The sequence below is a fragment of the Kribbella hippodromi genome, assembly GCF_039531045.1.
Classification (GTDB): Bacteria; Actinomycetota; Actinomycetes; order Propionibacteriales; family Kribbellaceae; genus Kribbella; species Kribbella hippodromi.
In genome coordinates this window covers 307,629-328,315 of record NZ_BAAAPH010000005.1, presented here as the reverse complement: position 1 = coordinate 328,315, position 20,687 = coordinate 307,629, and the positions used below count along the sequence as shown (strand labels likewise).

At 68.7% G+C, this 20,687-nt stretch carries 22 protein-coding genes; 18 read left to right on the top strand and 4 right to left on the bottom strand.

What is annotated here, in order from left to right:
- The first annotated feature begins 76 nt into the window (after nucleotides 1-76).
- Genes ABD260_RS10400 through ABD260_RS10385 form a run of 4 tightly spaced genes read left to right on the top strand, consistent with a single transcriptional unit; the run spans nucleotide 77 to nucleotide 2,074 of the window.
- Nucleotides 77-415 (top strand): ArsR/SmtB family transcription factor, encoded by a 339-nt coding sequence (locus ABD260_RS10400; RefSeq protein WP_344233183.1) that lies wholly within the window; start codon nucleotides 77-79, stop codon nucleotides 413-415.
- Nucleotides 412-882, top strand: a complete 471-nt coding sequence (locus tag ABD260_RS10395; protein WP_344233182.1) for an SRPBCC domain-containing protein — start codon at nucleotides 412-414, stop codon at nucleotides 880-882. Before ABD260_RS10400 ends, ABD260_RS10395 begins: the two co-directional genes overlap by 4 nt.
- Before the next feature lie 2 nt (nucleotides 883-884).
- Entirely contained in the window at nucleotides 885-1,484 is a 600-nt protein-coding gene (locus ABD260_RS10390; RefSeq protein ID WP_344233181.1) for a dihydrofolate reductase family protein, read from the top strand.
- 2 nt (nucleotides 1,485-1,486) lie between these two features.
- Entirely contained in the window at nucleotides 1,487-2,074 is a 588-nt protein-coding gene (locus tag ABD260_RS10385; protein ID WP_344233180.1) for a dihydrofolate reductase family protein, read from the top strand.
- Between the two features lie 145 nt (nucleotides 2,075-2,219).
- Here the strand turns inward: ABD260_RS10385 and ABD260_RS10380 are convergent, their stop codons facing one another.
- Both ABD260_RS10380 and ABD260_RS10375 read right to left on the bottom strand, forming a co-directional pair.
- A complete protein-coding gene (locus ABD260_RS10380) occupies nucleotides 2,220-2,471 on the bottom strand; it encodes a hypothetical protein (RefSeq protein WP_344233179.1) in 252 nt (83 codons plus the stop codon).
- Between the two features lie 115 nt (nucleotides 2,472-2,586).
- The gene (locus ABD260_RS10375; RefSeq protein ID WP_344233178.1) at nucleotides 2,587-3,261 is read right to left on the bottom strand and encodes an aminoacyl-tRNA hydrolase; all 675 of its coding nucleotides are present in this window, start codon (nucleotides 3,259-3,261) and stop codon (nucleotides 2,587-2,589) included.
- A gap of 36 nt (nucleotides 3,262-3,297) precedes the next feature.
- Here ABD260_RS10375 and ABD260_RS10370 point away from each other — a divergent pair, with 36 nt between their 5' ends.
- From ABD260_RS10370 to ABD260_RS10315, 12 genes are all read left to right on the top strand, one after another.
- Nucleotides 3,298-4,089, top strand: a complete 792-nt coding sequence (locus ABD260_RS10370) for a thymidylate synthase (protein WP_344233177.1) — start codon at nucleotides 3,298-3,300, stop codon at nucleotides 4,087-4,089.
- Nucleotides 4,086-4,541 (top strand): dihydrofolate reductase, encoded by a 456-nt coding sequence (locus ABD260_RS10365; RefSeq protein WP_344233176.1) that lies wholly within the window; start codon nucleotides 4,086-4,088, stop codon nucleotides 4,539-4,541. Before ABD260_RS10370 ends, ABD260_RS10365 begins: the two co-directional genes overlap by 4 nt.
- 121 nt (nucleotides 4,542-4,662) lie before the next feature.
- Nucleotides 4,663-5,988, top strand: coding sequence for a toxic anion resistance protein (locus tag ABD260_RS10360; RefSeq protein ID WP_344233175.1), 1,326 nt, complete (start codon nucleotides 4,663-4,665; stop codon nucleotides 5,986-5,988).
- A 29-nt stretch (nucleotides 5,989-6,017) separates the two neighbouring features.
- Nucleotides 6,018-6,638, top strand: coding sequence for a hypothetical protein (locus ABD260_RS10355; protein WP_344233174.1), 621 nt, complete (start codon nucleotides 6,018-6,020; stop codon nucleotides 6,636-6,638).
- Nucleotides 6,635-8,080, top strand: a complete 1,446-nt coding sequence (locus tag ABD260_RS10350) for an AAA family ATPase (protein WP_344233173.1) — start codon at nucleotides 6,635-6,637, stop codon at nucleotides 8,078-8,080. The genes ABD260_RS10355 and ABD260_RS10350 overlap by 4 nt, the downstream gene beginning before the upstream one ends.
- Nucleotides 8,077-9,402 (top strand): hypothetical protein, encoded by a 1,326-nt coding sequence (locus tag ABD260_RS10345; RefSeq protein ID WP_344233172.1) that lies wholly within the window; start codon nucleotides 8,077-8,079, stop codon nucleotides 9,400-9,402. The genes ABD260_RS10350 and ABD260_RS10345 overlap by 4 nt, the downstream gene beginning before the upstream one ends.
- Entirely contained in the window at nucleotides 9,399-10,370 is a 972-nt protein-coding gene (locus ABD260_RS10340) for a glutamate ABC transporter substrate-binding protein (RefSeq protein WP_344233171.1), read from the top strand. Before ABD260_RS10345 ends, ABD260_RS10340 begins: the two co-directional genes overlap by 4 nt.
- Nucleotides 10,367-11,482: a hypothetical protein gene (locus tag ABD260_RS10335; RefSeq protein ID WP_344233170.1), complete on the top strand. Its 1,116-nt coding sequence runs from the start codon at nucleotides 10,367-10,369 to the stop codon at nucleotides 11,480-11,482. Before ABD260_RS10340 ends, ABD260_RS10335 begins: the two co-directional genes overlap by 4 nt.
- Nucleotides 11,479-13,845, top strand: a complete 2,367-nt coding sequence (locus ABD260_RS10330; protein ID WP_344233169.1) for a serine/threonine-protein kinase — start codon at nucleotides 11,479-11,481, stop codon at nucleotides 13,843-13,845. The genes ABD260_RS10335 and ABD260_RS10330 overlap by 4 nt, the downstream gene beginning before the upstream one ends.
- A complete protein-coding gene (locus tag ABD260_RS10325) occupies nucleotides 13,830-14,894 on the top strand; it encodes a protein phosphatase 2C domain-containing protein (protein ID WP_344233168.1) in 1,065 nt (354 codons plus the stop codon). Before ABD260_RS10330 ends, ABD260_RS10325 begins: the two co-directional genes overlap by 16 nt.
- 33 nt (nucleotides 14,895-14,927) lie before the next feature.
- Nucleotides 14,928-16,205 carry a vWA domain-containing protein gene (locus ABD260_RS10320; RefSeq protein WP_344233167.1) on the top strand — a complete coding sequence of 426 codons (1,278 nt, stop codon included), beginning with the start codon at nucleotides 14,928-14,930 and terminating at the stop codon, nucleotides 16,203-16,205.
- A gap of 536 nt (nucleotides 16,206-16,741) precedes the next feature.
- Nucleotides 16,742-17,230: an FHA domain-containing protein gene (locus ABD260_RS10315; protein WP_344233166.1), complete on the top strand. Its 489-nt coding sequence runs from the start codon at nucleotides 16,742-16,744 to the stop codon at nucleotides 17,228-17,230.
- 170 nt (nucleotides 17,231-17,400) lie between these two features.
- Here ABD260_RS10315 and ABD260_RS10310 read toward each other — a convergent pair whose 3' ends face one another.
- Nucleotides 17,401-17,856, bottom strand: coding sequence for a hypothetical protein (locus tag ABD260_RS10310; RefSeq protein WP_344233165.1), 456 nt, complete (start codon nucleotides 17,854-17,856; stop codon nucleotides 17,401-17,403).
- A gap of 167 nt (nucleotides 17,857-18,023) precedes the next feature.
- On the bottom strand, nucleotides 18,024-18,950 hold the full coding sequence (locus ABD260_RS10305; protein WP_344233164.1) for a GNAT family N-acetyltransferase: 927 nt from the start codon (nucleotides 18,948-18,950) through the stop codon (nucleotides 18,024-18,026).
- Between the two features lie 217 nt (nucleotides 18,951-19,167).
- Here ABD260_RS10305 and ABD260_RS10300 point away from each other — a divergent pair, with 217 nt between their 5' ends.
- Both ABD260_RS10300 and ABD260_RS10295 read left to right on the top strand, forming a co-directional pair.
- A complete protein-coding gene (locus ABD260_RS10300; protein WP_344233163.1) occupies nucleotides 19,168-19,587 on the top strand; it encodes a guanyl-specific ribonuclease in 420 nt (139 codons plus the stop codon).
- A 65-nt stretch (nucleotides 19,588-19,652) separates the two neighbouring features.
- Nucleotides 19,653-20,684 carry a glycoside hydrolase family 6 protein gene (locus ABD260_RS10295; protein WP_344233162.1) on the top strand — a complete coding sequence of 344 codons (1,032 nt, stop codon included), beginning with the start codon at nucleotides 19,653-19,655 and terminating at the stop codon, nucleotides 20,682-20,684.
- The last annotated feature ends 3 nt before the right edge of the window (nucleotides 20,685-20,687 follow it).

The following is a 20,687-nucleotide window of genomic DNA, read 5'->3' as shown; positions in this document are numbered from 1 at the left end:
TTTCCGGGGCTTGACGGGCCTGTCTGCGAATGACTATATTCAACACATCGGTTGATCAATGGAATGGTTGATAAAGATGATGGTTGATGATGGTCAGCTCGACCGGGCGTTCGCGGCGCTGGCCGACCCCGTTCGGCGGGCGATGGTCGCGCGGCTGTCCCGCGGGCCGGCCACGGTCAACGAGCTGGCCGAACCGTTCCCGATCACCAAGCAGGCGGTGTCGCGGCACATCCAGGTGCTGGAGACCGCCGGGCTGATCACCCGGACCCGGGACGGCCAGCGCCGCCCGTGCCACCTGGTGCCGGCCGCCCTCGAAGCACTGACGAGCTGGATCGACGAGTACCGGCTCGAAACCGAACGGCGCTTCCGCCGGATGGACGCGCTGCTGAACACCGTGAAGGAGCAGGACCAATGAGCGAGACAGTGATCAACACCCCCGCCGGTACACCGTTCGTGGAGGTGACCCGGGAGTTCGCGGCGACGCCGGCCCAGCTGTTCCGGATCGTCACCGACCGGGACCTGGTCGCCCAGTGGCTCGGCCCGCGGGACCTGGACGCGACGGTCGAGGAGTACGACGTGCGCCCCGGCGGCAAGTACCGGTACATCCACCGCGACGACCAGGGCGAGTACGCGTTCCGTGGCGTCTTCCACACCGTGGAGCAGGACAAGCTGATCATCCAGACCTTCGAATGGGAAGGCGCGCCGGGCGAGGTCTGCCTGGAGAAGATGACGCTCGAGCCGGCCGGAGACGGCGTCCGGCTGCATCAGCAGTCCGTGTTCCCGTCGGTCGGCGCGCGGGACCAGTCGATCGAGTACGGCATGGAGAGCGGCATCAACGACTCCATGGACCGCCTCGCCGAACTGCTCGCCAAGGAGAACTGATCATGAGCCAGGTCATCGTCGACATCTCGGTGTCCGTGGACGGGTACGTCACCGGGCCGAATGTTGCTCACGACAACGGACTCGGTGACGGCGGCGAAGCTCTGCACACCTGGGTTTTCCAGGGCACGGACGCCGATCAGAAGGTCCTGGACGACGCGTTCAAGGCAACCGGAGCAGTGGTCCAGGGGCGTACCTTGTTCGACATCATCGACGGTCCGCACGGATGGAGCGACGAGATGGGGTACGGCGCCAAGCCGACCGGTGAAGCGAACGCACCCATCTTCGTCGTCACCCATTCCGCTCCGGAACAGACCCGGCTCGGTGATCGGTTCCGCTTCGTCGGGAGTCCGGCGGAGGCCGTCGCGCAGGCGCTGGAAGTTGCCGATGGCAAGGATGTTTCGGTGATGGGCGGCGGGCAGATCTGCCACCAGGTGCTGGCCGCCGGCCTGGCCGACGTGCTGCGGCTGCATGTCGCGCCGGTGGTCCTCGGCGCCGGGACCCGGCTGTTCCCGGCGGATGCGGCGCCCGGGTACGCGCTCGAGCTGATCGATGCGGTGTCGACGCCGGCCGCGCAGCACCTCACGTATCGGGTGGTGAAGTAGTCATGGGTGATGTCATTGTTTCCGCGGTGGTGTCGCTAGACGGGTTCGTCGCGGACACCGAGGATCAGGTCGGGCCGTTGTTCGACTGGTACAACAACGGTCCGGTCGAGGTGTACGGGACCGATCCGGACCGGCCGTTTCAGATGAGCCAGGCGAGTGCCGATTTCGCCCGGTCGATCTGGCCGAACGTCGCGGTGTGCGTCGCCGGGCGGCGGCTGTTCGACCTCACGGACGGGTGGCGCGGCGTACCGCCGGTGGGCGAGCACATCGTGATCATCACGCACGAGCCGCCGACGGACTGGGCGTACCCCGGAACGCCGCTGCACTTCACCCGCAGTGTCGAGGAAGGCATCGCCAAGGCGCGCGAACTGGCCGGAGACCGCGACATCTCGGTCTCCGCCGGCAACCTCACCGGTCAGCTCCTCACCCTCGGCCTGGCCGACGTGCTGTCCCTGCAGGTCGTCCCGGTCGTCTTCGGCACCGGCCGCCCCTTCTTCGGCGACTACACCGGCGACCAGATCCTGTTCGACAACCCCCAAGTAGTCGAAGGCAACCGGGTAACCCACCTGCACTACAGAATCACCCGATAACCCCCACACCTGGCCAGCCCACGACGAACCGCGACACCCCACCCCCGATCTTTCCCTTTAGACCACGACGAAGCGCTCCCCCCACCCCCGATCTTTCCCTTTAGACCACGACGAAGCCTGCTCCCCCCACCCCCGATCTTTCCCTTTAGACCACGACGAAGCGTGCGAGCAGCTTGTCCTTGCTCGTCTCGTAGTCGCCGTCGGAGATCGCCTCGCTCTCGCGGAGCGCTTGCAGTTGCTCGAGTGCCATCGCGATCCCCACCCCTCGGTCGCGGAGATCCGACGGGCTGTCGGCGAGGTACGACCCGGCCGAGGTTGCCGTGTCGATCGACAGGCGGAGGCTCTCCACGGACACCCGCAACTTGCGCAGTTCTTCGACCAGCTCGGTCTCTGTCATCTGTACCCCATCGCTCCGTGAGCCGCGGTCCGGCCCGACCCTCCCAGTCAGCCAAATCCACGCCCGGGCGGCAATCGGGGATCGGCCTAACCCGTACCCCAGCCGTCCCTGACTCTCACCGAAGCCGCGGATGATCCGCGACCACCGTGCGCGAACCCGGAGCGACCTCGGTGAAACCGGCGTCCTGCACGACCGGCAGCCCGCTGGCGAGGAGTTGCGTCCAGCGAGCGCGGTCGGCGCGGCGGACGGCGAGGGTGAAGTCGGTCGACGACCACTCCTTCCGAGCCTGATCCGGCAACGCCCACCAAGCGAGTTGTGCAGCGTGACCGCACTGCGCCATCGCCTTCCCACTGGACATCTCCAGGTCCGGGTTCACCCACAACACCGGCACCCCGGCCGCCACCACGGGCAGTTCTTCCGCGTCCTCGAAGTCCGTCCCGCTCACCTGCAACTTCGCCAGCTCCGCCGGTACCGCATCCACAGTGGTCGGCGGAAACACCCGCACCTGCGCCGCAGCATCCGGCGACTCGGCACCCGCGCCGGTACCGGACATGGTGATCCCCGGCACATTCTCCGTACGCCGCCACTCCGCTCCGCGGGCGCGCTTGACGATCTTGCGGATCTGATGGTCCTGCCAGTCCGTCATCGCCTCGGCCCACTCCCCTTCGCCGGCCGAGCGCTCGTCGGCAAGGATCGCGAGTACGGCACGCGCCGCCGTCTCCAGCGCATCGGTCTGCGCCGGCCGCGCGTTCTTCTCGACCCGAACCACCATCGTCAGTACGTGTTCCACACCGAGAGTTTGCCAGTGTCGATGTAGGTTGGCGGCATGCAGCAGTACCTGGATCTTCTGAGGCATGTGCTGGACAACGGGACGGAGAAGGGGGACCGGACCGGGACCGGCACGCTGAGTGTGTTCGGGCACCAGTCGCGGTACGACCTCTCGGCCGGCTTCCCGGCGGTGACCACGAAGAAGCTGCACCTGCGGTCGGTGATCGGGGAGCTGATCTGGTTCCTCAGCGGCTCCACGAACATCAAGTGGCTGCACGAGAACAACATCTCGATCTGGGACGAGTGGGCCGACGCGGACGGTGAGCTCGGGCCGGTGTACGGCTACCAGTGGCGCTCCTGGCCGACCCCGGACGGCCGCCACGTCGACCAGATCGCGGCCGTGATCGAGTCGATCAAGAATAACCCGGACTCGCGCCGGCACATCGTGAACGCGTGGAACGTCGCGGACGTCGACGAGATGGCGCTGCCGCCGTGCCACACGATGTTCCAGTTCTACGTCGCGGACGGCCGGCTGTCGTGCCAGCTGTACCAGCGGTCGGCCGACATCTTCTTGGGCGTCCCGTTCAACATCGCCTCGTACGCGCTGCTCACGCACATGGTCGCGCAGCAGACCGGGCTCGAAGTTGGTGACTTCGTCCACACGCTCGGCGACGCGCACCTGTACCTGAACCACCTCGACCAGGCCCGCCTCCAGCTCACCCGCGAGCCCCGGCCGCTGCCGACGCTGAACCTCCGGCACCGGGACGCGATCGACGCGTACGAGATCGCGGACGTGGAGCTCGTCGGGTACGACCCGCATCCGGGAATCAAGGCGCCGATCGCGGTATGAGCGTCATCCTGATTGCCGCGGTCGGACAGAACGGTGTGATCGGGCGGGACAACGACCTGCCCTGGCGCATCCGCGAGGACCTGCAGCGGTTCAAGCAGCTCACCCTCGGCCACACGCTTGTGATGGGCCGCAAAACGTATGACTCGATCGGCCGCCCACTCCCCGGCCGCCGCACCGTCGTCGTCACCCGCCAGCCCGACTGGTCCGCCGAAGGCGTCTCTGTCGCCCACTCCCTGGACGAGGCGCTGGCGTACGACGGCACGCTCTACGTGGCCGGCGGCGGCGAAATCTACCGCCAGGCCCTCTCCCACGCCGACACCCTCGAACTCACCGAAGTAGCCCAGTCCCCAGCCGGCGACGTCACGTTCCCACCCATCGATCCGTCAGCCTGGACCGAAACCAGCCGCGATGCTCACGATGGGTTCACGTTCGTATCCTTCCGTCGCAGCTAACAACGAGTAGCTAACGACTGGGGCACGGGGACCGGGAACCGCGTAGATTGTGTGCGCGTCACGGAGGAGACAGGCGCGGGCGGAGGGGACGGCTCGCGGAGGCCACCGGAGGGGAACGACGATGACCGAAGCAGACAACACGCCTGGTACGCCGGGCGCGACACCGCCGGGCGCCGCACCAGTAGCCGCCGCACAGCCGGGCGCTGCAGCCGCGGCGCCGGCCGCCGCGCAGGCGGTTTCTCCGTTACAGCCGCCGACGGCTACCGCTCCCGGGCTGATACTGACCGCGCCGCCGCCGTCACAGCCGGTTGCGAGCACCGCCGCGCCGACGATGGCACCGGCCGTGGACGCGGCCGCGTTGCCGGGCCTGGACACCAAGGTCGACACCTTCCTGAACGCGCTGATGGCCGCGGAGCCGCGGTCGCCGGAGTTCGCGGCGAAGGCGAGCGACGTACGCAGCATGGGTGACGTCGACATCCGCGCCGCCGCCGAGAGCTCGAACCGGTTGCTGCAGTCCCCGGTGCGGGCCTTGCAGAGCGGTGGCCTGTCCGAGGGCTCGACCGTCGGCAAGACCCTGCTCGAGTTGCGCCGCACGGTCGAGGATCTGGACCCGAAGGAAGCGACCGGCCCGAAGAAGCTGCTCGGGATGATCCCGTTCGGCGACAAGATCGAGGACTACTTCCGCAAGTACCAGAGCGCGCAGAGCCACCTCGAAGGCATCCTGCACAGCCTGCGCAACGGCCAGGACGAGCTCGGCAAGGACAACGCCGCGCTGAACCTGGAGAAGCAGAACCTCTGGGACGCGATGACCCGGCTGAACCAGTACGTGTACGTCGCCGAGCGCCTGGACGCGCGACTGTCCGCCGCGATCGCGGAACTCGACGTGACGAACCCGGAGAAGGCGAAGGCGTTCCGCGAGGACGTGCTGTTCTACGTCCGGCAGAAGCACCAGGACCTGCTGACCCAGCTCGCGGTCTCGATCCAGAACTACCTGGCCATCGACATCGTGATCAAGAACAACATCGAGCTGATCAAGGGCGTCGACCGCGCCTCCACGACCACGGTGTCGGCGCTGCGTACGGCCGTGATCGTGGCGCAGGCGCTTGGCAACCAGAAGCTCGTCCTCGACCAGATCACCGCGCTGAACAGCACCACCAGCGGCATGATCGAGCGCACCTCGCAGATGCTCAAGGACAACTCGGTGGCGATCCAGCAGCAGGCGGCGTCGGCGACGATCGGGCTGCCGCAGCTGCAGGCCGCGTTCGCGAACATCTACGCGACGATGGACGCGATCGACACGTTCAAGAGCGAGGCGCTGGACAACATGGCCGCGACGATCGGCACGCTGGAGAACGAGGTGACCAAGTCGCGTTCGTACCTGGACCGGGTCGCGCAGCAGAACCAGCAGGTCGTCCACGGCAGCCTTGATCTCGACCTCGGTCGCTGATCCACGTTCCGGTACTGGGGGAGAACTGCATGGCGCTCGGTGCCATCCTTGCGAGACTGACTAGTTTCGCGCGGCTGACCGGCCGCAAGGAGGAGCCCGAGCCTGCCCCGGTGCCGGGTCCGCCGACCACCGACGATCTGCTCGCGGCGCTCGTACGCGTCGAGGAGCTGGTCGCGGGTGGTGCCGTACCTGCCGTGGTCGCGTCGCGGGTCGGGCGGGTCGTTCGGGTGGTTCGGGAGACGATCCCGCGGTTGGGGAATCTTGGTGGGAGTGCGCAGGCGTACTCGGTGATGGCGACGGCGACGGACTACTTGCCGGAGGCAATCGGCGGGTACCTGCGGCTGCCGCGCCAGTGGGCGGACACGCGGCCGGTGGACCGTGGGAAGACTTCGCTGATGATCTTGATCGACCAGCTGGATCTGCTGGCGGCGACGATGGACAAGGTGTTCGACGCGGTGAACCGGGCCGACGCGGCGGCGCTGATCGCGCACGGGAGATTTCTGCAGGAGAAGTTCGGCACGGGGTCGACGGGTGGAGCTCTCGCCCTCGGCCCGACCGCGTCGACGCCGGCGCCGGGTGCGGCGCCGGGTGCTGGATCGGGTGGAGCGGGTGGGCCGTTGGTGCCGCCGCCTGGGCGGGGAGGGTCGTGAGCGGCGTGGGGGATAGTTCTTTGCGGGACGCGTTGGCGGGCTTGGTGGGGGTTGCGGGGCGGGCTGGGGTTGGTGCGGAACTGGCTCGGGGCGAGGCGCTGGCGTTGGCTGCCGCGGTGGCGGAGTCGGCGCCTGGTGCGGCTGGTGACTGGAGCACGGTTGTCGACGGAGCGTCGGTTCAGGACTTCTTCGATGCTGCCGTGCGTGGACGTCGGTGGCGTGGGGCGCCCACCGCCGTACTGAGTGAGCTGATCGCGGCGGGTTCGCCGGAACGGGTTGCGTACGCGCGGGCGCTGGCCGAGGTCGCGTCAGCAGCCTGCACTCTCGGCGAACCGACCATGCGCGTGGTGGGGAATGCATCTGTGGCGGCTGCCGCACAACTACAAGCAGCAGGAGCTCAACCGGCACAGCTCGGCGCGGCACCGGCTACGCCGGCACCGCGCCGAGGAGAAGAAAAGACGGCTGACCCACAAGGCCGTGGCGGGACTGAGCAGGCGGGGCAGGCGGCTGTGGTTGCGCCCGAGAAGTCTGTTGAGGAATTGCTTGCGGAGCTTGATGGGCTGACTGGGCTTGGGCGGGTCAAGCGGGAAGTGCATCGGCAGGTTGCGGTTTTGCGGGTGGAGAAGTTGCGGGTCGAGGCTGGGCTGAAGAGTCCGACGATCACGCGGCATCTGGTGTTCGTGGGGAATCCGGGGACCGGGAAGACGACCGTCGCGCGGCTGGTGAGTGGGATCTACAAAGCGCTCGGCCTGCTGTCGAAGGGACAGCTGGTTGAGGTTGATCGGTCCGAGTTGGTCGCGGGGTACCTCGGGCAGACCGCCACCAAGACCGCCGAGGTAGTCGAGTCAGCGGCGGGTGGAGTGCTGTTCATCGACGAGGCGTACAGCCTGACCGCGGGTGACAACGGCGCCGATCAGTACGGGCGGGAGGCGGTCGACACTCTGGTCAAGGAAATGGAGGACCGCCGCGACGACCTGGTGGTGATCGTCGCCGGGTATCCGGAACCGATGCGGACGTTCATCGCGGCGAACCCGGGTCTGGCCAGCCGGTTCCGGACCACGATCGAGTTCGAGAACTATGCGGATGACGAGCTGACCGAGATCCTCACCGGGCTCGCGACGGCAGCCGACTACGAGCTGGTGCCGGCGGCGGTGGAGGCGTTTCAGGAGATTCTCGCGGAGACGCCGCGGGACAGTTCGTTCGGCAACGGGCGGTTCGCGCGGAACGTACTCGAGGCCGCGATCGGCCGGCAGGCCTGGCGGCTGCGCGATGTGACGGCACCGACCACCGATCAGCTGCGTCAGATCCTCCCAGCGGACCTGACCGAAGAACCTGAAGCCGAACGACCCGAACCCGAGCAGCCTGGGGCCGAGCAATCGGAGGACGGGCGAGCCGAAGCCGGGCAGGACAGCGACCAGACGGAACAAGGAGAAACGGCGTGACCCAGACGCAGAGTGCGCCGCCCGCGACCTGGTCGCCGGCCGCGCCAGCTGGTACGGCGGTCCAGCCGCCTGCCCCGAGCCCCGCGCGGCGCGGTGCGGTCGCGCAGTGGTTCGACGGTACGCCGGGCCGGATGCGCGCGTTCCTGATCCTGGCCGCGGCGGTGAGTGTGGTTTTCGGTCTCGCCGCCGCGCAAGGTTTCCAGCAGTCCGACGGCGCCCTTCAGCGCGCACAGGACAACGCCGCCCAGTTGGTCCGCATCCAGGCGATCCACACCAACCTGGTCAGCGCGAACGCCGACGCGACCAACGCCTTCCTGGTCGGCGGCCTGGAACCACCGACACAGCGCCAGCACTTCGTCGACTCGCTCGCGGCGGCCGCCGGCCTGATCGCCGAGGCCGCGACCGCGCAACCGGCCGACCGCGACGCCCTCGGCGCGCTGAACAAGACCCTGATCACCTACGAAGGCCTGATCGAGCAGGCCCGCGCGAACAACCGCCAAGGTCTGCCGATCGGTTCCCAGTACCTCAAGGACGCGAACTCGGTGCTCCAGGACGACTCGCTCCCGCTGGTGAAAGCCCTGGTCGACGCGAACGAGAAGCGCGTCGGCACCGAGTTCGACGGCGTCGGGTACGGGACGATCTGGGTGATCGCCGGCGGCGTACTCACCCTGCTGATCTTCGCGATCACGCTGCGCTGGCTGGCCCGCCGTACGCACCGCTATGTCAACGTCCCGATCGCGGCCGGCGGCGTACTCGTGCTGCTCACCACGGTCATCGGCGGCGTACTCCTGGCCGGCGCGTCGAGCGCCGCGAACGACACCCAGCAAGGCGCGTACGACCGGACGGTCGGACTGTCCCGCGCCCGGATCGCCGCGTACGACGCCCGCTCGAACGAAAGCCTGACGCTGATCGCCCGCGGTTCAGGCGACAGCTACGACAACGCCTACAACACGTCGGCCGGCCAGGTGGACGAGCAACTCCGCAAGCTCGCGGGCACGGACAACGAGCTGCAGGGCCTGTGGGGCGATTACAAGAACATCCACGACAAGCTGCGGACGACCGACGCCAAGGAGGGCGACTGGGAGAGCGCGGTCGCGATGGCGATCGGCCACGACCCGAAGTTCAACGCCGTGGATGCGTTCAGGCAGTTCGACAGCACGTCCGATCAGCATTTGCAGGACGCGAGTAGCGCGGTGCAGAGCAAGCTCGGCGATGCGCGGACCGGTTTGGCGGCGCTCGGCTGGGTCGGACTGGCTGTAGGGATCGCCGCGGCCCTGCTGGTCGCGTGGGGCATGTCGCAGCGACTGGAGGAGTACCGATGAAGAAGCTGATCCCGATCGCCGCCGCCACCGCGCTTCTGCTCACCGCCTGCGGCACCGGCAACTACACCGCCACCCAGCTCCCGCCCGCGCCGGCGCCGACCACCTCGTCGGCCGCGCCCGTGCCGACCGAGTCCTGCGACAAGACCAATGAACTGGCGTCTTATGCGCCGGACGGACCGTTGCCGGCACCGCTGCACATGCCGGCCGGCTCGACTATGGAACGCATCCAGAAGCGCGGCCGGCTGATCGCCGGCGTCTCGGCGGACAGCCTGCACCTCGGCTCGCGGAACCCGATCACCGGCCAGATCGAGGGTTTCGACATCGACATGATCAACGCGGTCGCGGACGCGATCTTCGGTCCGCCCGCGGCGGGTCAGCCGCACAAGGTCGAGTTCCGGGTGATCTCCAGCCCGCAGCGCATCCCCGTCCTGCAGCAGAATCTGGTCGACATCGTCGCCCGGAACATCACGATCAACTGCGCGCGCTGGAAGCAGATCGCGTTCTCGGCCGAGTACTACAAGTCCGGCCAGAAGACGCTCGTTCAGCGCGACTCGAAGGCCACAAAGCTCGCCGAGCTGTCCGATCAGACGATCTGCGCGCCGGCCGGTTCGACCAGCCTGGACAACCTGAAGAAGGCGAACCCGAAGATCAAGCCGATCACCGCGGACTCCGACACCGGATGCCTGGTGCTGTTCCAGCAGGGCAAGGCAGCCGGGATCAGTGGTGACGACACCGTGCTGGCCGGTGACGCCGCCCAGGACCCGTACGCGAAGGTGCTCACCGAGCGGATCAGCGATGAGCCGTACGGGCTGGGGATCAACAAGGGCAACATCGAGTTCGTGAAGTTCGTCAACGGCGTACTGGAGAAGATCAAGGCGGACGGGACCTGGATGGGTTCGTACAACAAGTGGCTCAAGCCCGACCTGGGCAGCTTGCCGGCTCCTCCGGCCGCGGTCTACGGCCGATGACAGTGCGTACGCCGACGGTCTCGGCGCCACCGCCGCCGGGGCGAATGGGGAGCAGCGTTCCGGCGACGGAGCTGCTTGCCTTCCTGACCGCGCTCGGCGAGTGGCGGGACCGGCGGAAGGCAGAGCTGGACGAGCTCGACGCCGCCGCGTTGCATTCGCCGGACGCCGATGCGCTGAGCGCGGATGTGGTGCTCAGCATGACCGTCTGGAAGGCGGTTTCGGACCGGTACGAGCTGATCCTGGTCACCTGGGACTCGGGCCGGGTCGGTGCGCAGGAGACCGAGCGGATCTCCGCGCTGATCTGGGGCGGGCTGGACGCGGGCGGCACCGGCGGATCGCTCGCGGTTTCGTTGCCCGAGGCATGCAAATTGTCAGACGCGCTGGCGTCCAGCTTGCGCGCCAAGCTCGCGCTCGAGCCCGGCGACGCCGATCTGGCCGCGCGGCTGCGCCGGTTGCGCGCGGACGTGGAGCGGATCAGCGACCTGGCCAAACAGGAGCCCGCGAACGTACGCAACCAAGCGCTCGCCGAGCATCACGACCTGGATCGCCGGCTGACAGACCTTGCCGAACGCAACAAACGTGGCGCGGACATCGGTGGTCTGATCGGCCCGCTGGAGCTGGCGACCGCGAAGGCCGAGCGGGACCTGATCGTCGGCGCGGCGACTCGCAAAGAACGTGCGGCGGACGTCGCTCGCGCGCGTACACTCCGGTCCGAGCTGGAAGCGCAGGGTACGGCGGTACGCGCGCTGGCCGACAAGGCGGTTGCCGCTGTCACACCAGCGCCACGGCTTGGCGTACCGGATGTGACCGCGCTTGGACCGGTGCCGAACACGCCGGCCGAACTGACCCAGTACCTGACACGGTTGGATGCGGTCCGGCGCGCGCTCGGGCAGGCGCAGGCGGCGTACGGCGCGGCGCTCGAACGGCGAGACGAACTGACCCAGCTGCTGGACGCCTATCAGGTGAAGGCGGCCAGTGTTGCTCCCGGCAACGAAGATCTCGCCGAGCTGTACCGGCGCGGCCGAGCGGTGATCGAGGCGGAGCCGGCCGACCTGGCCCGCCTCGGTGCACTGGTAGCGGCCTACCAGGCCTACCTGGAAGGGACGAAATGACGACCACCACCGCATGCACCCAGCCTGGCTGCACCGGCTCCATCCTGGACGGCTACTGCGACGTCTGCGGCTCCCCGGCGGCCTCCTCGGCACCAGCCGCGGCCTCGGCACCTGCAGCGGCACCTGCTGCTGTGACCGGGGCTTGCACGCAGCCCGGGTGCACGGGGACGTACGCGGACGGGTACTGCGACGTGTGCGGCTCGCCGGCGACGGAGCGTACCGAAGCGCCCGATCCCGACCCGATCAGCTCGGTGTCGACCGTCTCGCGCGCGTCCAACCGCCTGGCCTCGACGCCGCTCGGTTCGGCCCGCGCCGCCCAGGCCGGCTCGAAGCTGACCCGCAAGCTGGGGACGTCGTCCACCCGGCTGCGCGGCGCGCGGCTCGGCGCCGGCCTCACCAGCGTGCCGTCGATCCCCGCGATCGACGCCAGCACGGCAATCCTGGCCAACCCGATGGTGCCGGAGGACCGCCGGAACTGCCCGAGCTGCGGCAACGAGGTCGGCCGGTCGCGCAACGGTCAGCCCGGCCGGACCGAAGGGTTCTGCCCGAAGTGCCGCAGCCGGTTCTCGTTCGCGCCGAAGCTGCACGCGGGTGATCTGGTCGGCGGGCAGTACGAGGTGGCCGGCTGTCTCGCGCACGGTGGTTTCGGCTGGATCTACCTGGCCCAGGACCGGAACGTGTCCGACCGCTGGGTGGTGCTGAAGGGCCTGCTGAACTCCGAGGACCCGGACGCCGTCGCGGCCGCGATCGCGGAGCAGCAGTTCCTGGCCCGGGTCGAGCATCCGCTGATCGTCGAGATCTACAACTTCGTCACCCATGACGGCGCCGGGTACATCGTGATGGAGTACGTCGGCGGTACGTCGCTGAAGACGCTGCTCAAACAGCGGATGGCGGCCAACCACGGCCAGTACGACGCGCTGCCGATCGACCAGGCGATCGCGTACCTGCTGGAGATCCTGCCCGCGTTCTCGTACTTGCACGATCTCGGTCTGGTGTACTGCGACTTCAAGCCGGACAACATCATCCAGGTCGGTGACGCGGTCAAGCTGATCGACCTCGGCGGGGTCCGGCGGATCGACGACCTGGACTCGGCGATCTACGGAACGGTCGGTTTCCAGGCGCCCGAGGTGGCCGAGGTCGGTACGTCGATTGCCTCCGACATCTACACGCTCGGCCGGACGCTGTGCGTGCTGGCGATGGAGTTCCGCGGGTACCAGGGCCGGTACGTGGACTCGCTGCCGCCGGTCGGTGAGGTGCCGCTGTTCCAGCAGTACGACTCGGTGTACCGGCTGCTGGCCAAGGCGTGCGCGCCGGACCCAGCGGACCGGTTCCAGTCAGCGGACGAGTTCCGCGTACAGCTCCTCGGCGTACTGCGTGAGGTGGTGGCGGACAAGCAAGGGGTCAAGGCGGCTCAGCACTCCGCGTCCTCATTGCTGTTCGGTACGCCCGGTGACAAAGCGGCCGGCCTTGGTGACGCGGCTGCACCGTGGCAACAGCTGCCGTCGCTCGTACCTGATGAGAGCGACAAGATGGCCGGCTGGCTCAAGACCGTCAGCGTGCCGGACGCGGACAAGCGGCTGGAGCTGCTGATCGATGCGCCGGAGCAGTCGCCGCAGACACTGCTAGAGGTAGCAGCGGCTGCCCTGGAGGTTGGACCCGAGCGGTACGACCTGGTGGACACTGCGGTGTCTGACCTACTCAACGACGACCCGTGGGAGTGGCGAGCAGTCTGGATGGCCGGGCTGGTCGCACTGGCGCGTGGTGACTCGGCAGCAGCGCAGTCCGCGTTCAACGCCGTGTACGGGCAGGTGCCGGGTGAGCTGGGGCCGAAACTGGCGCTGGCGATCGCCTGTGAGCACAGCAACGAGTACGACGTGGCCGAGGGCCTGTACCTGACCTGTGCGCGTACGGACGCCAACTACATCGCGCCATCCGCCTTCGGGCTCGCAACCATCCGTACCCAGCGCAATGACCTGGACGGAGCGCTCGGTGCACTCGACCTGGTACCGAGGACCAGCGGCGCATACGTACGGGCGCGTCGCCAGCGAGCCGGACTGCTGGCAGGATCGGGTCGTGGCCTCCCCGCGCTCGCTCAGGCGATGGACAGCATCGCCACGCTGACCATCGATCCGGTCGACCGGGCCAACCTGGCCGCTAACGTGTTCCAAACCGCACTTGCGGAGGTGCGGCAGTCCGGTCCGCAGGAAGCAGTCCGGATCGACGGGCGGCCGGCCACCGAGCCTGCCCTGCGGGACGGGCTGGAGGCCACCTACCGGTTGCTGGCCGGCCAGGCCGGCACCCGAGCGGAACGGGTCGCCCTGGTCGACCTGGCCAACGAGGTTCGAGGATGGACGTTGCGATGACGAGTACGACCGAGACGGTCTGCCCCAGCTGTGGCGGGCCGGTGTCCGAGGCCGATCGCTTCTGCGAGGCCTGCGGCGCCGAGCTCCACCCCGGCACCGGCCCGAGCACTCCGGCGCTGGACACCGACACCGAGCCGACTGTTGAGCTCACCGCGGCTGTGGTGAACGCTGCCGGCCCGTGCCTCTCGTGTGGTGGCACTGTCGGACCGGACGGGTACTGCGAGACCTGTGGGACCAAAGCGGCCAAGCCTCGTGACCACTTCGAGGAGCAGCCCGCGGCCTGGGTAGCTGGTGTCTGCGACCGGGGCATCCGGCACAGCCGCAACGAGGACGCCATGGCAATCGCCGCGGACGAGACACCGGGCAGCCGGGCGCTGCTGGTGGTGTGCGACGGCGTCAGCTCGTCCATGGACTCCGACGTAGCCTCACTGGCCGCTGCACGGGTAGCACGTGAGGTACTGCAGGCCGGACATGCTCAGGGCCTCGGGACCGACTCGTCCCGTGGCAGTGCGATCGCCTCCCGGCTGAAGGCTGCTGCCGATGCGGCCAGTGATGCGGTCATCGACTCGACCAGCCCGGACAGTCCGAACCCAGCGTCCTGCACGTTCGTTGCGGCCGTGCTGGAGGACGGGCTGCTGGTAGCAGGCAACATCGGGGACAGCCGCGCGTACTGGTTCCCGGACGGTGGTGAAGCGGTCGGACTGACCACTGACGACTCGTGGGCGGCCGAGCTGATCGCTACCGGGATCTCCCGCGCGGAGGCCGAGTCCGGCCCGCACGCGCACGCGATCACCCGCTGGCTCGGCAAGGACGCACCAGACCACACGCCACGGACCACGACTCTGCACGTGACCGGCCCGGGCTGGCTGCTGGTCTGCTCGGACGGTCTGTGGAACTACTGCTCCGAGGCGGCACCGCTGGCCGACCTGGTACGTCAGACAGCTGCGGGCACCGGTGGCGAACCCAGAGCCACCGCGTCCGCGCTGGTCGACTGGGCCAACGCCCAAGGCGGCCAGGACAACATCACCGTCGCGCTCGCGCGCATCTGAAGCTCAGCAAACACCCTGCGATAGGAACCCGAAATGGCCGACTTCACCGCCACCGTCTACCAGAACGAGTTCCTGCCCGACGGCGGGACCGACGTACACGCCATCGTCACGGTGAACTGCGCCGGCGCCGGCGCGGCCGGGCAGTCCGGCAGCGGCGACGCCGGCGAGATCATCATCGTCGACACCTCCGGCTCGATGGGGCGCGACGGCGTCCAGGCCGCCGCGTACGCCGCGCAGACCGCGCTCGACCAGATCCTCGACGGCGTCTGGTTCGCGGTCATCTCCGGCAACGACCGGGCCCAGCTGGCGTTCCCGCCGTCGGCGGAGCCGGTGATGGTGAAGATGGACCCGTACACCCGGCAGGCGGCCAAGGACGCGGTCTCCCGGTTCTACGCCGACGGCGGGACCGCGATGGGTACCTGGCTGCGGCTGGCGTCGCGGGTGTTCGCGACCGTGCCGTCGCTGACGCAGAAGCACGCGATCCTGCTCACCGACGGCGAGAACCAGCACGAGACGCCGGAGGCGCTGACCCAGGCGATCGAGTCCGTGACCGGTCAGTTCCAGTGCGACACGCGCGGGGTGGGCGTGGCTTGGCAGGTCGACGAGGTACGGCGGATCGCGCAGGCACTGCTCGGTACCGTCGACATCATCCCGGCACCGAACCAGCTCGCCGAGGAGTTCTCCAAGCTGATCCAGAACGCGATGAGTCGTGGGGTGGCGCAGGCCGATCTGCGCGTGTGGGCACCGCAAGGGGCGGAGGTGCTGTTCGTACGGCAGGTCGCGCCGACCGTGGAGGACCTGACTTCGCGGCGTACGGTGATCAACCCGTTGACCGGCTCGTACCCGACCGGTTCCTGGGGTGACGAGTCGCGGGACTACCACGTGGCGATCCGGTTGGCGGCCAAGGCGATCGGGCAGGAGCAGCTGGCGGCGCGGGTGCAGCTCGTACTGGGTGACAACGTCGTCGCGCAGGGTCTGGTGAAGGCGCTGTGGTCGGCCGATGACGCGCTGACCACGCGGATCAGTCCGGAGGTCGCGCACTACACCGGGCAGACCGAGCTGGCGCAGGCGATCCAGGACGGTTTGGCTGCCAAAGCCGCTGGTGACACGGCTACCGCGACCACCAAACTCGGGCGTGCGGTGCAGCTCGCCGCGGCCACCGGGAACGAGGAGGCCACCACCCGGTTGCGCAAGGTTGTCGACATCGACGACCAGGAAACGGGTACGGTGCGGCTCAAGCGCACCATCGAGAAGGCCGACGAAATGGCCCTCGACACCGCCTCCACCAAGACCACCCGGGTGAGGAAATGACAGCGACCTGTCCCAGCGGACACCCCACCACCTCAACCGACTACTGCGACGTCTGCGGCCTCCCCCTCCCAGACCCCAACACCCCCACCGCCGGAACCACCACCACCCCCGGCGCAGTCCCCCCACCCGCCGGCACAACACCCCCGCCGTACGGCACCGGAGCCAGCGCACTACCCCCACCCGCCGGCACCACTCCCGGAAGTGCAGCCGCCGGCACCACCCCACCCGGAAGCGCCGCCGCCGGCACCACCCCTCCGGCTGGTGCAGCGCCCGGAAGCACACCACCCGCGTACGCCCCGGGCAGCACCACCCCTCCGGCTGGTGCAGTGCCTGGAAGCACATCACCTGCGTACGCCCCGGCTGCACCGTCCGGACCCGGCGCGGCCACTCCACCCCCTCCCGGAAGTGCAGGTGCTGGAGCCGCCGCGTCGGCTCCCGTACCTGCTGGTGGGCAGTTGTGCCCCAACTGTTCTGAGGCAGCATCTGTCGACGCTCTGTTCTGCGAGAACTGCGGGTACGACTTCACCACCGGCACCATGCCGCGCCCGGCCGCACCGCTCGACCTGCCCGGCGCACCGGCACCCGCACCAGCTGCCCCACAAGCAGCAATCGGTGAGTGGGTAGTAGAGCGCTGGGTAGACCCCGACTGGTACGCGGTCCAACAGAGCGAAGACCCGTGCCCCTCCCCCGGCCTCCCCGCCGTCATCGCACTCAACGGGAAGAGCCTGCTCGTCGGCCGCCCGTCCCGTAGTCGCGGTATCGACCCGGAGATCGACTGCGGCGACGACACCGGCGTCAGCCGCCGTCAAGCGCAGCTGACCACCGACGGCCAGCGCTGGTGGGTAGAGGACCTGCAGTCCTCCAACGGCACGTACGTCGCCTCCGCCGCCGGCCCCCTCCCCGACACCCCGATCATCCCCGGCCAGCGCCAGGAACTGAACCCCGACGACCGCATCTACGTCGGCGCCTGGACCCGCCTGGTCGTCCGCAAATCCACCCCCGAAGAACAATCCGGCCAGGCCTAACCCCCGGAGCCTTCCCTCTCGACCCCCGGAGTCGTCCCTCTCGACCCCCCCCGGAGCCTTCCCTCTCGACCCCCGGAGTCGTCCCTCTCGCCTGCGGGGTCAGCCCCTCACTTGCAGGGTTGGCCCCTCAAAATCCCGGGGGCCAACCCACCATCTGAGGGGTCAGCCCCTCAACCGCGACCCGGTTGCAGGTGCGTCCAGCTCGGCGCCGGGCGGAAGCACAGCCACTCGATCGCCGCCGACCCGGCCACGATCGGGATCGCCCACGCCCACGGGTGATTCGGCAGTGCGACCGCCGCGATCCCCGTCCACAACGCGATCCACCCACCGCCGTACCCGCGCAGCACCCCGCGGTACCAAAGTCCACCAGGCGCTTCCGCCGCACGTTGCCCCAAGTACACGAACAAGTACGTGGCGATGGCGATCGGGCCGAAGTACCAGAGCCGCCCCCAGTCGTACGGCACCATCACCAGCGCGGTCAGGCACACCAGCGCGATCGTCCAGTGATACACCTCGCCGGCCCAGTTCAACCGCCGCCGGCGCAGCGTCAGCACGATCGCGAGCGGCCCGAAGAGCACCGCGAACACCCCCACCACGACATGCACGATCAGCGCGACGTCACGCATTGCCGCGACTCCTCGATCCCCCCAGCCCAGCTGACATGTCAGGGAGCATAGGGCTCGAGGAGTCACGCGTCTCTACCTCAGCACCGCGCCCGTCTCCGGCTCAGCGCAGCGCTCGTCTCCGGCTCGGCGCCGCCGGCCTTCAGCTCAGCGCCGCGCCGGTCTCCGGCTCAGGCCTGCGGGAACGACAGCACCCGCCGGACCGCGAACTTCCGGTATCCCTGCCGTTCGAAGCTCTTCGCCATCGGCACGTTGCCGAAGTCCGTATCGGCGCGGATCTGCTCCGCGTCCGCAAGCTGATGCGTGAGCTCGGCCAGCAAATCGTCGATCAACCCCTTGCCCCGGTGCTCAGGCACAACCCCGAGGTACCCGACCACCGGACCACCCGCATTCGCCGACGGCATCTCGAACCCAACCAGCTCGCCGGCCTCGTCGTACGCGAGCCGCCAGAGCGTACGGTCACCAGGCATCGACTTGTAGATCGCCAGCTCTTCCCGCGCCGCCGCCTCGACGCCGACCCGCGCGATCTCCCGGGCCGTCGCGGCGTCCAGACTGCCCGCACTGACCTGCATGAACACCTTGACGAACGCCTCGTCGTCAGCCGGTTCGAAGCGCAGTCGCGTGGACCGCTTCGGCAACCCGTACTCGGGTTTCCACTCGTACCGCAGCCGGTCGGTCACCTCGGTCAACCCAGCCGCGACAGCTGCCCGCGTACGCTGATCGAGCGCCGCGACGGCCTCCGGATCGTTCTCCCAGTCGCTGTCCAGGAAGAAGTGGTACTCCGGCGGTTCGGCATCGGCCGGACGCGTTGTCAGCACATGCTCGATCAGCGCGGTCCACACCGGTACCGGGTCGCCGTCGCCGGCGTAGTACAGGCCATCGATGCTGTACGGGTGCTCTTCGCCGGGCATGCCCCACCAGATGGCGAGCGCCTGGATGCTGCCGTTCTCCTCGACGACCCAGCTCCAGTCGTGCCGGTAGTAGCCGGCGGCAACATACTCGTTGAACCGGTCGAAGGTGACGGTGTTGACGGACTGCTGCTCGATCAGAGCTGTGATGGTGTCGAGGTCGGCCTCGACGGTGTTGCGGATGGTCACGAATCCTCCAGCAGGAGGCGCGGGGGTCCGCTCAGTGCGAGCTGGCGGAGCGGGCCGGGCGCGCCGGGAAACAAGTCGGTGTACGCATCGGTCGCTCCTTCCACTCCGGAATCGTTCTCGCCGGGCGAGACTTTAATCCGCGCCAGGGGTCATAGTCCACCTGTTATTCACAGTTGGGATGACCCGTCACCGGCCTCGGCGGAGGATCCTCAGCGGTATGAGAACCCTCATCGCTGCCGTGACCCTGGCGACCACCGTCGCCTTCGGTTCCACGGCCTACGCCGCCCCCACCGCCCACCCCGCTCACAGTGCTGTCCAGCCCACGTCGTCGTCCATCCGCGCGATCGACACCTGTGCACTCAGCTCGCTGCCGTCGCAGGCCTCCGACACCCTCAAGCTCATCCACTCCGGCGGACCGTTCCCGTACCGCCAGGACGGCACCGTCTTCTCGAACCGGGAGGGCATCCTGCCGAGTCAATCGTCGGGGTACTACCACGAGTACACCGTGAAGACGCCGGGTTCGCCTGACCGTGGCGCCCGCCGGCTGATCGGTGGCGGCGCGAAGACCACGCCCGTGCACGTGTACTACACCGGCGACCACTACGCCTCGTTCTGCGAGGTCGACGAGAACAGCTGATCCACTGGCGGTAATGTCGTCGGCACGTTGAGTGATCACTTCTTGGACGGAAGGACGCTGCACCGATGCCGACTTCGCGCCTGCCGCACCGGACCGCGCGTTCGCTGACGGCCGGCCTGTTGCTGACCGCCGCCCTGCTCGCCTTCGGCCGGCCCACACCCGGACTGGCCGAAGCCGGACTGCCTGGAACCGGACTGGCCGGAGGTGAGCGGGCAACTGCTGGGCCGGCCGAGGCGAGTGGCGACCCGTTGAAGCTGACGAACGGGCTGTACGTCGATCCGGCCTCAGCCGCCGCCGCGTACGCGCGCCGCCACCCGGAGGACACCGCCCTTGCGTCGAAGATCGCGAGCCGACCATCGGCGCGATGGATCGGGAGCTGGAGCGGCGATGCGAAGGCGGCGGTCACGGCGTACACGACCGCGGCTGACCGGGCCGGGAAACTGCCGGTGCTGGTGACCGACAACCTGCCCGGCCGGCAGTGCGGGATCGGCGGCGGGGCAGCGACCGACGCCGCGTACCGGAACTGGATCACCGCGGTCTCGGACGGGATCGGCGCCCGGCCGGCGATCGTCGTCCTCGAACCGAACGCGCTCGCACGACTCGACTGTTACCCGGCGGCGCAGTGGGACGGGCGGATCGCGATGCTCAAGTACGCGGTGGGGCTGCTCGCCGCGAAGAACCCGAACACCTGGGCGTACCTCGATGCCGGCGCCGTCAGCTCCGCCGATCCGAAGGAGATCGCCCGCCGCCTCCGCCTCGCCGATGTCGGCAAGATCCGTGGTTTCGCACTGAACACGGCGGACTACTTCAGTACCGAACAGTCCACCGCCCGGGGCAACCAGATCCTCGCCGCGCTCGGCGGCGGTACGCACTTCGTGATCGACACCAGCCGCAACGGCAACGGCTCCGACGGCAGCGCCTGCAACCCACCCGCCCGCAAACTCGGCGCCCCACCCGCGGCAGCCCCCGCCCCCACCGACCTGCACCTCTGGCTCCGCACCCCCGGCGAATCCGACGGCCCCTGCGGCCTCACCCCCACCCTCCCCACCCGCACCTTCTCCCCCCTCCTCGCCCACCACCTCATCACCGGCACCTGACCG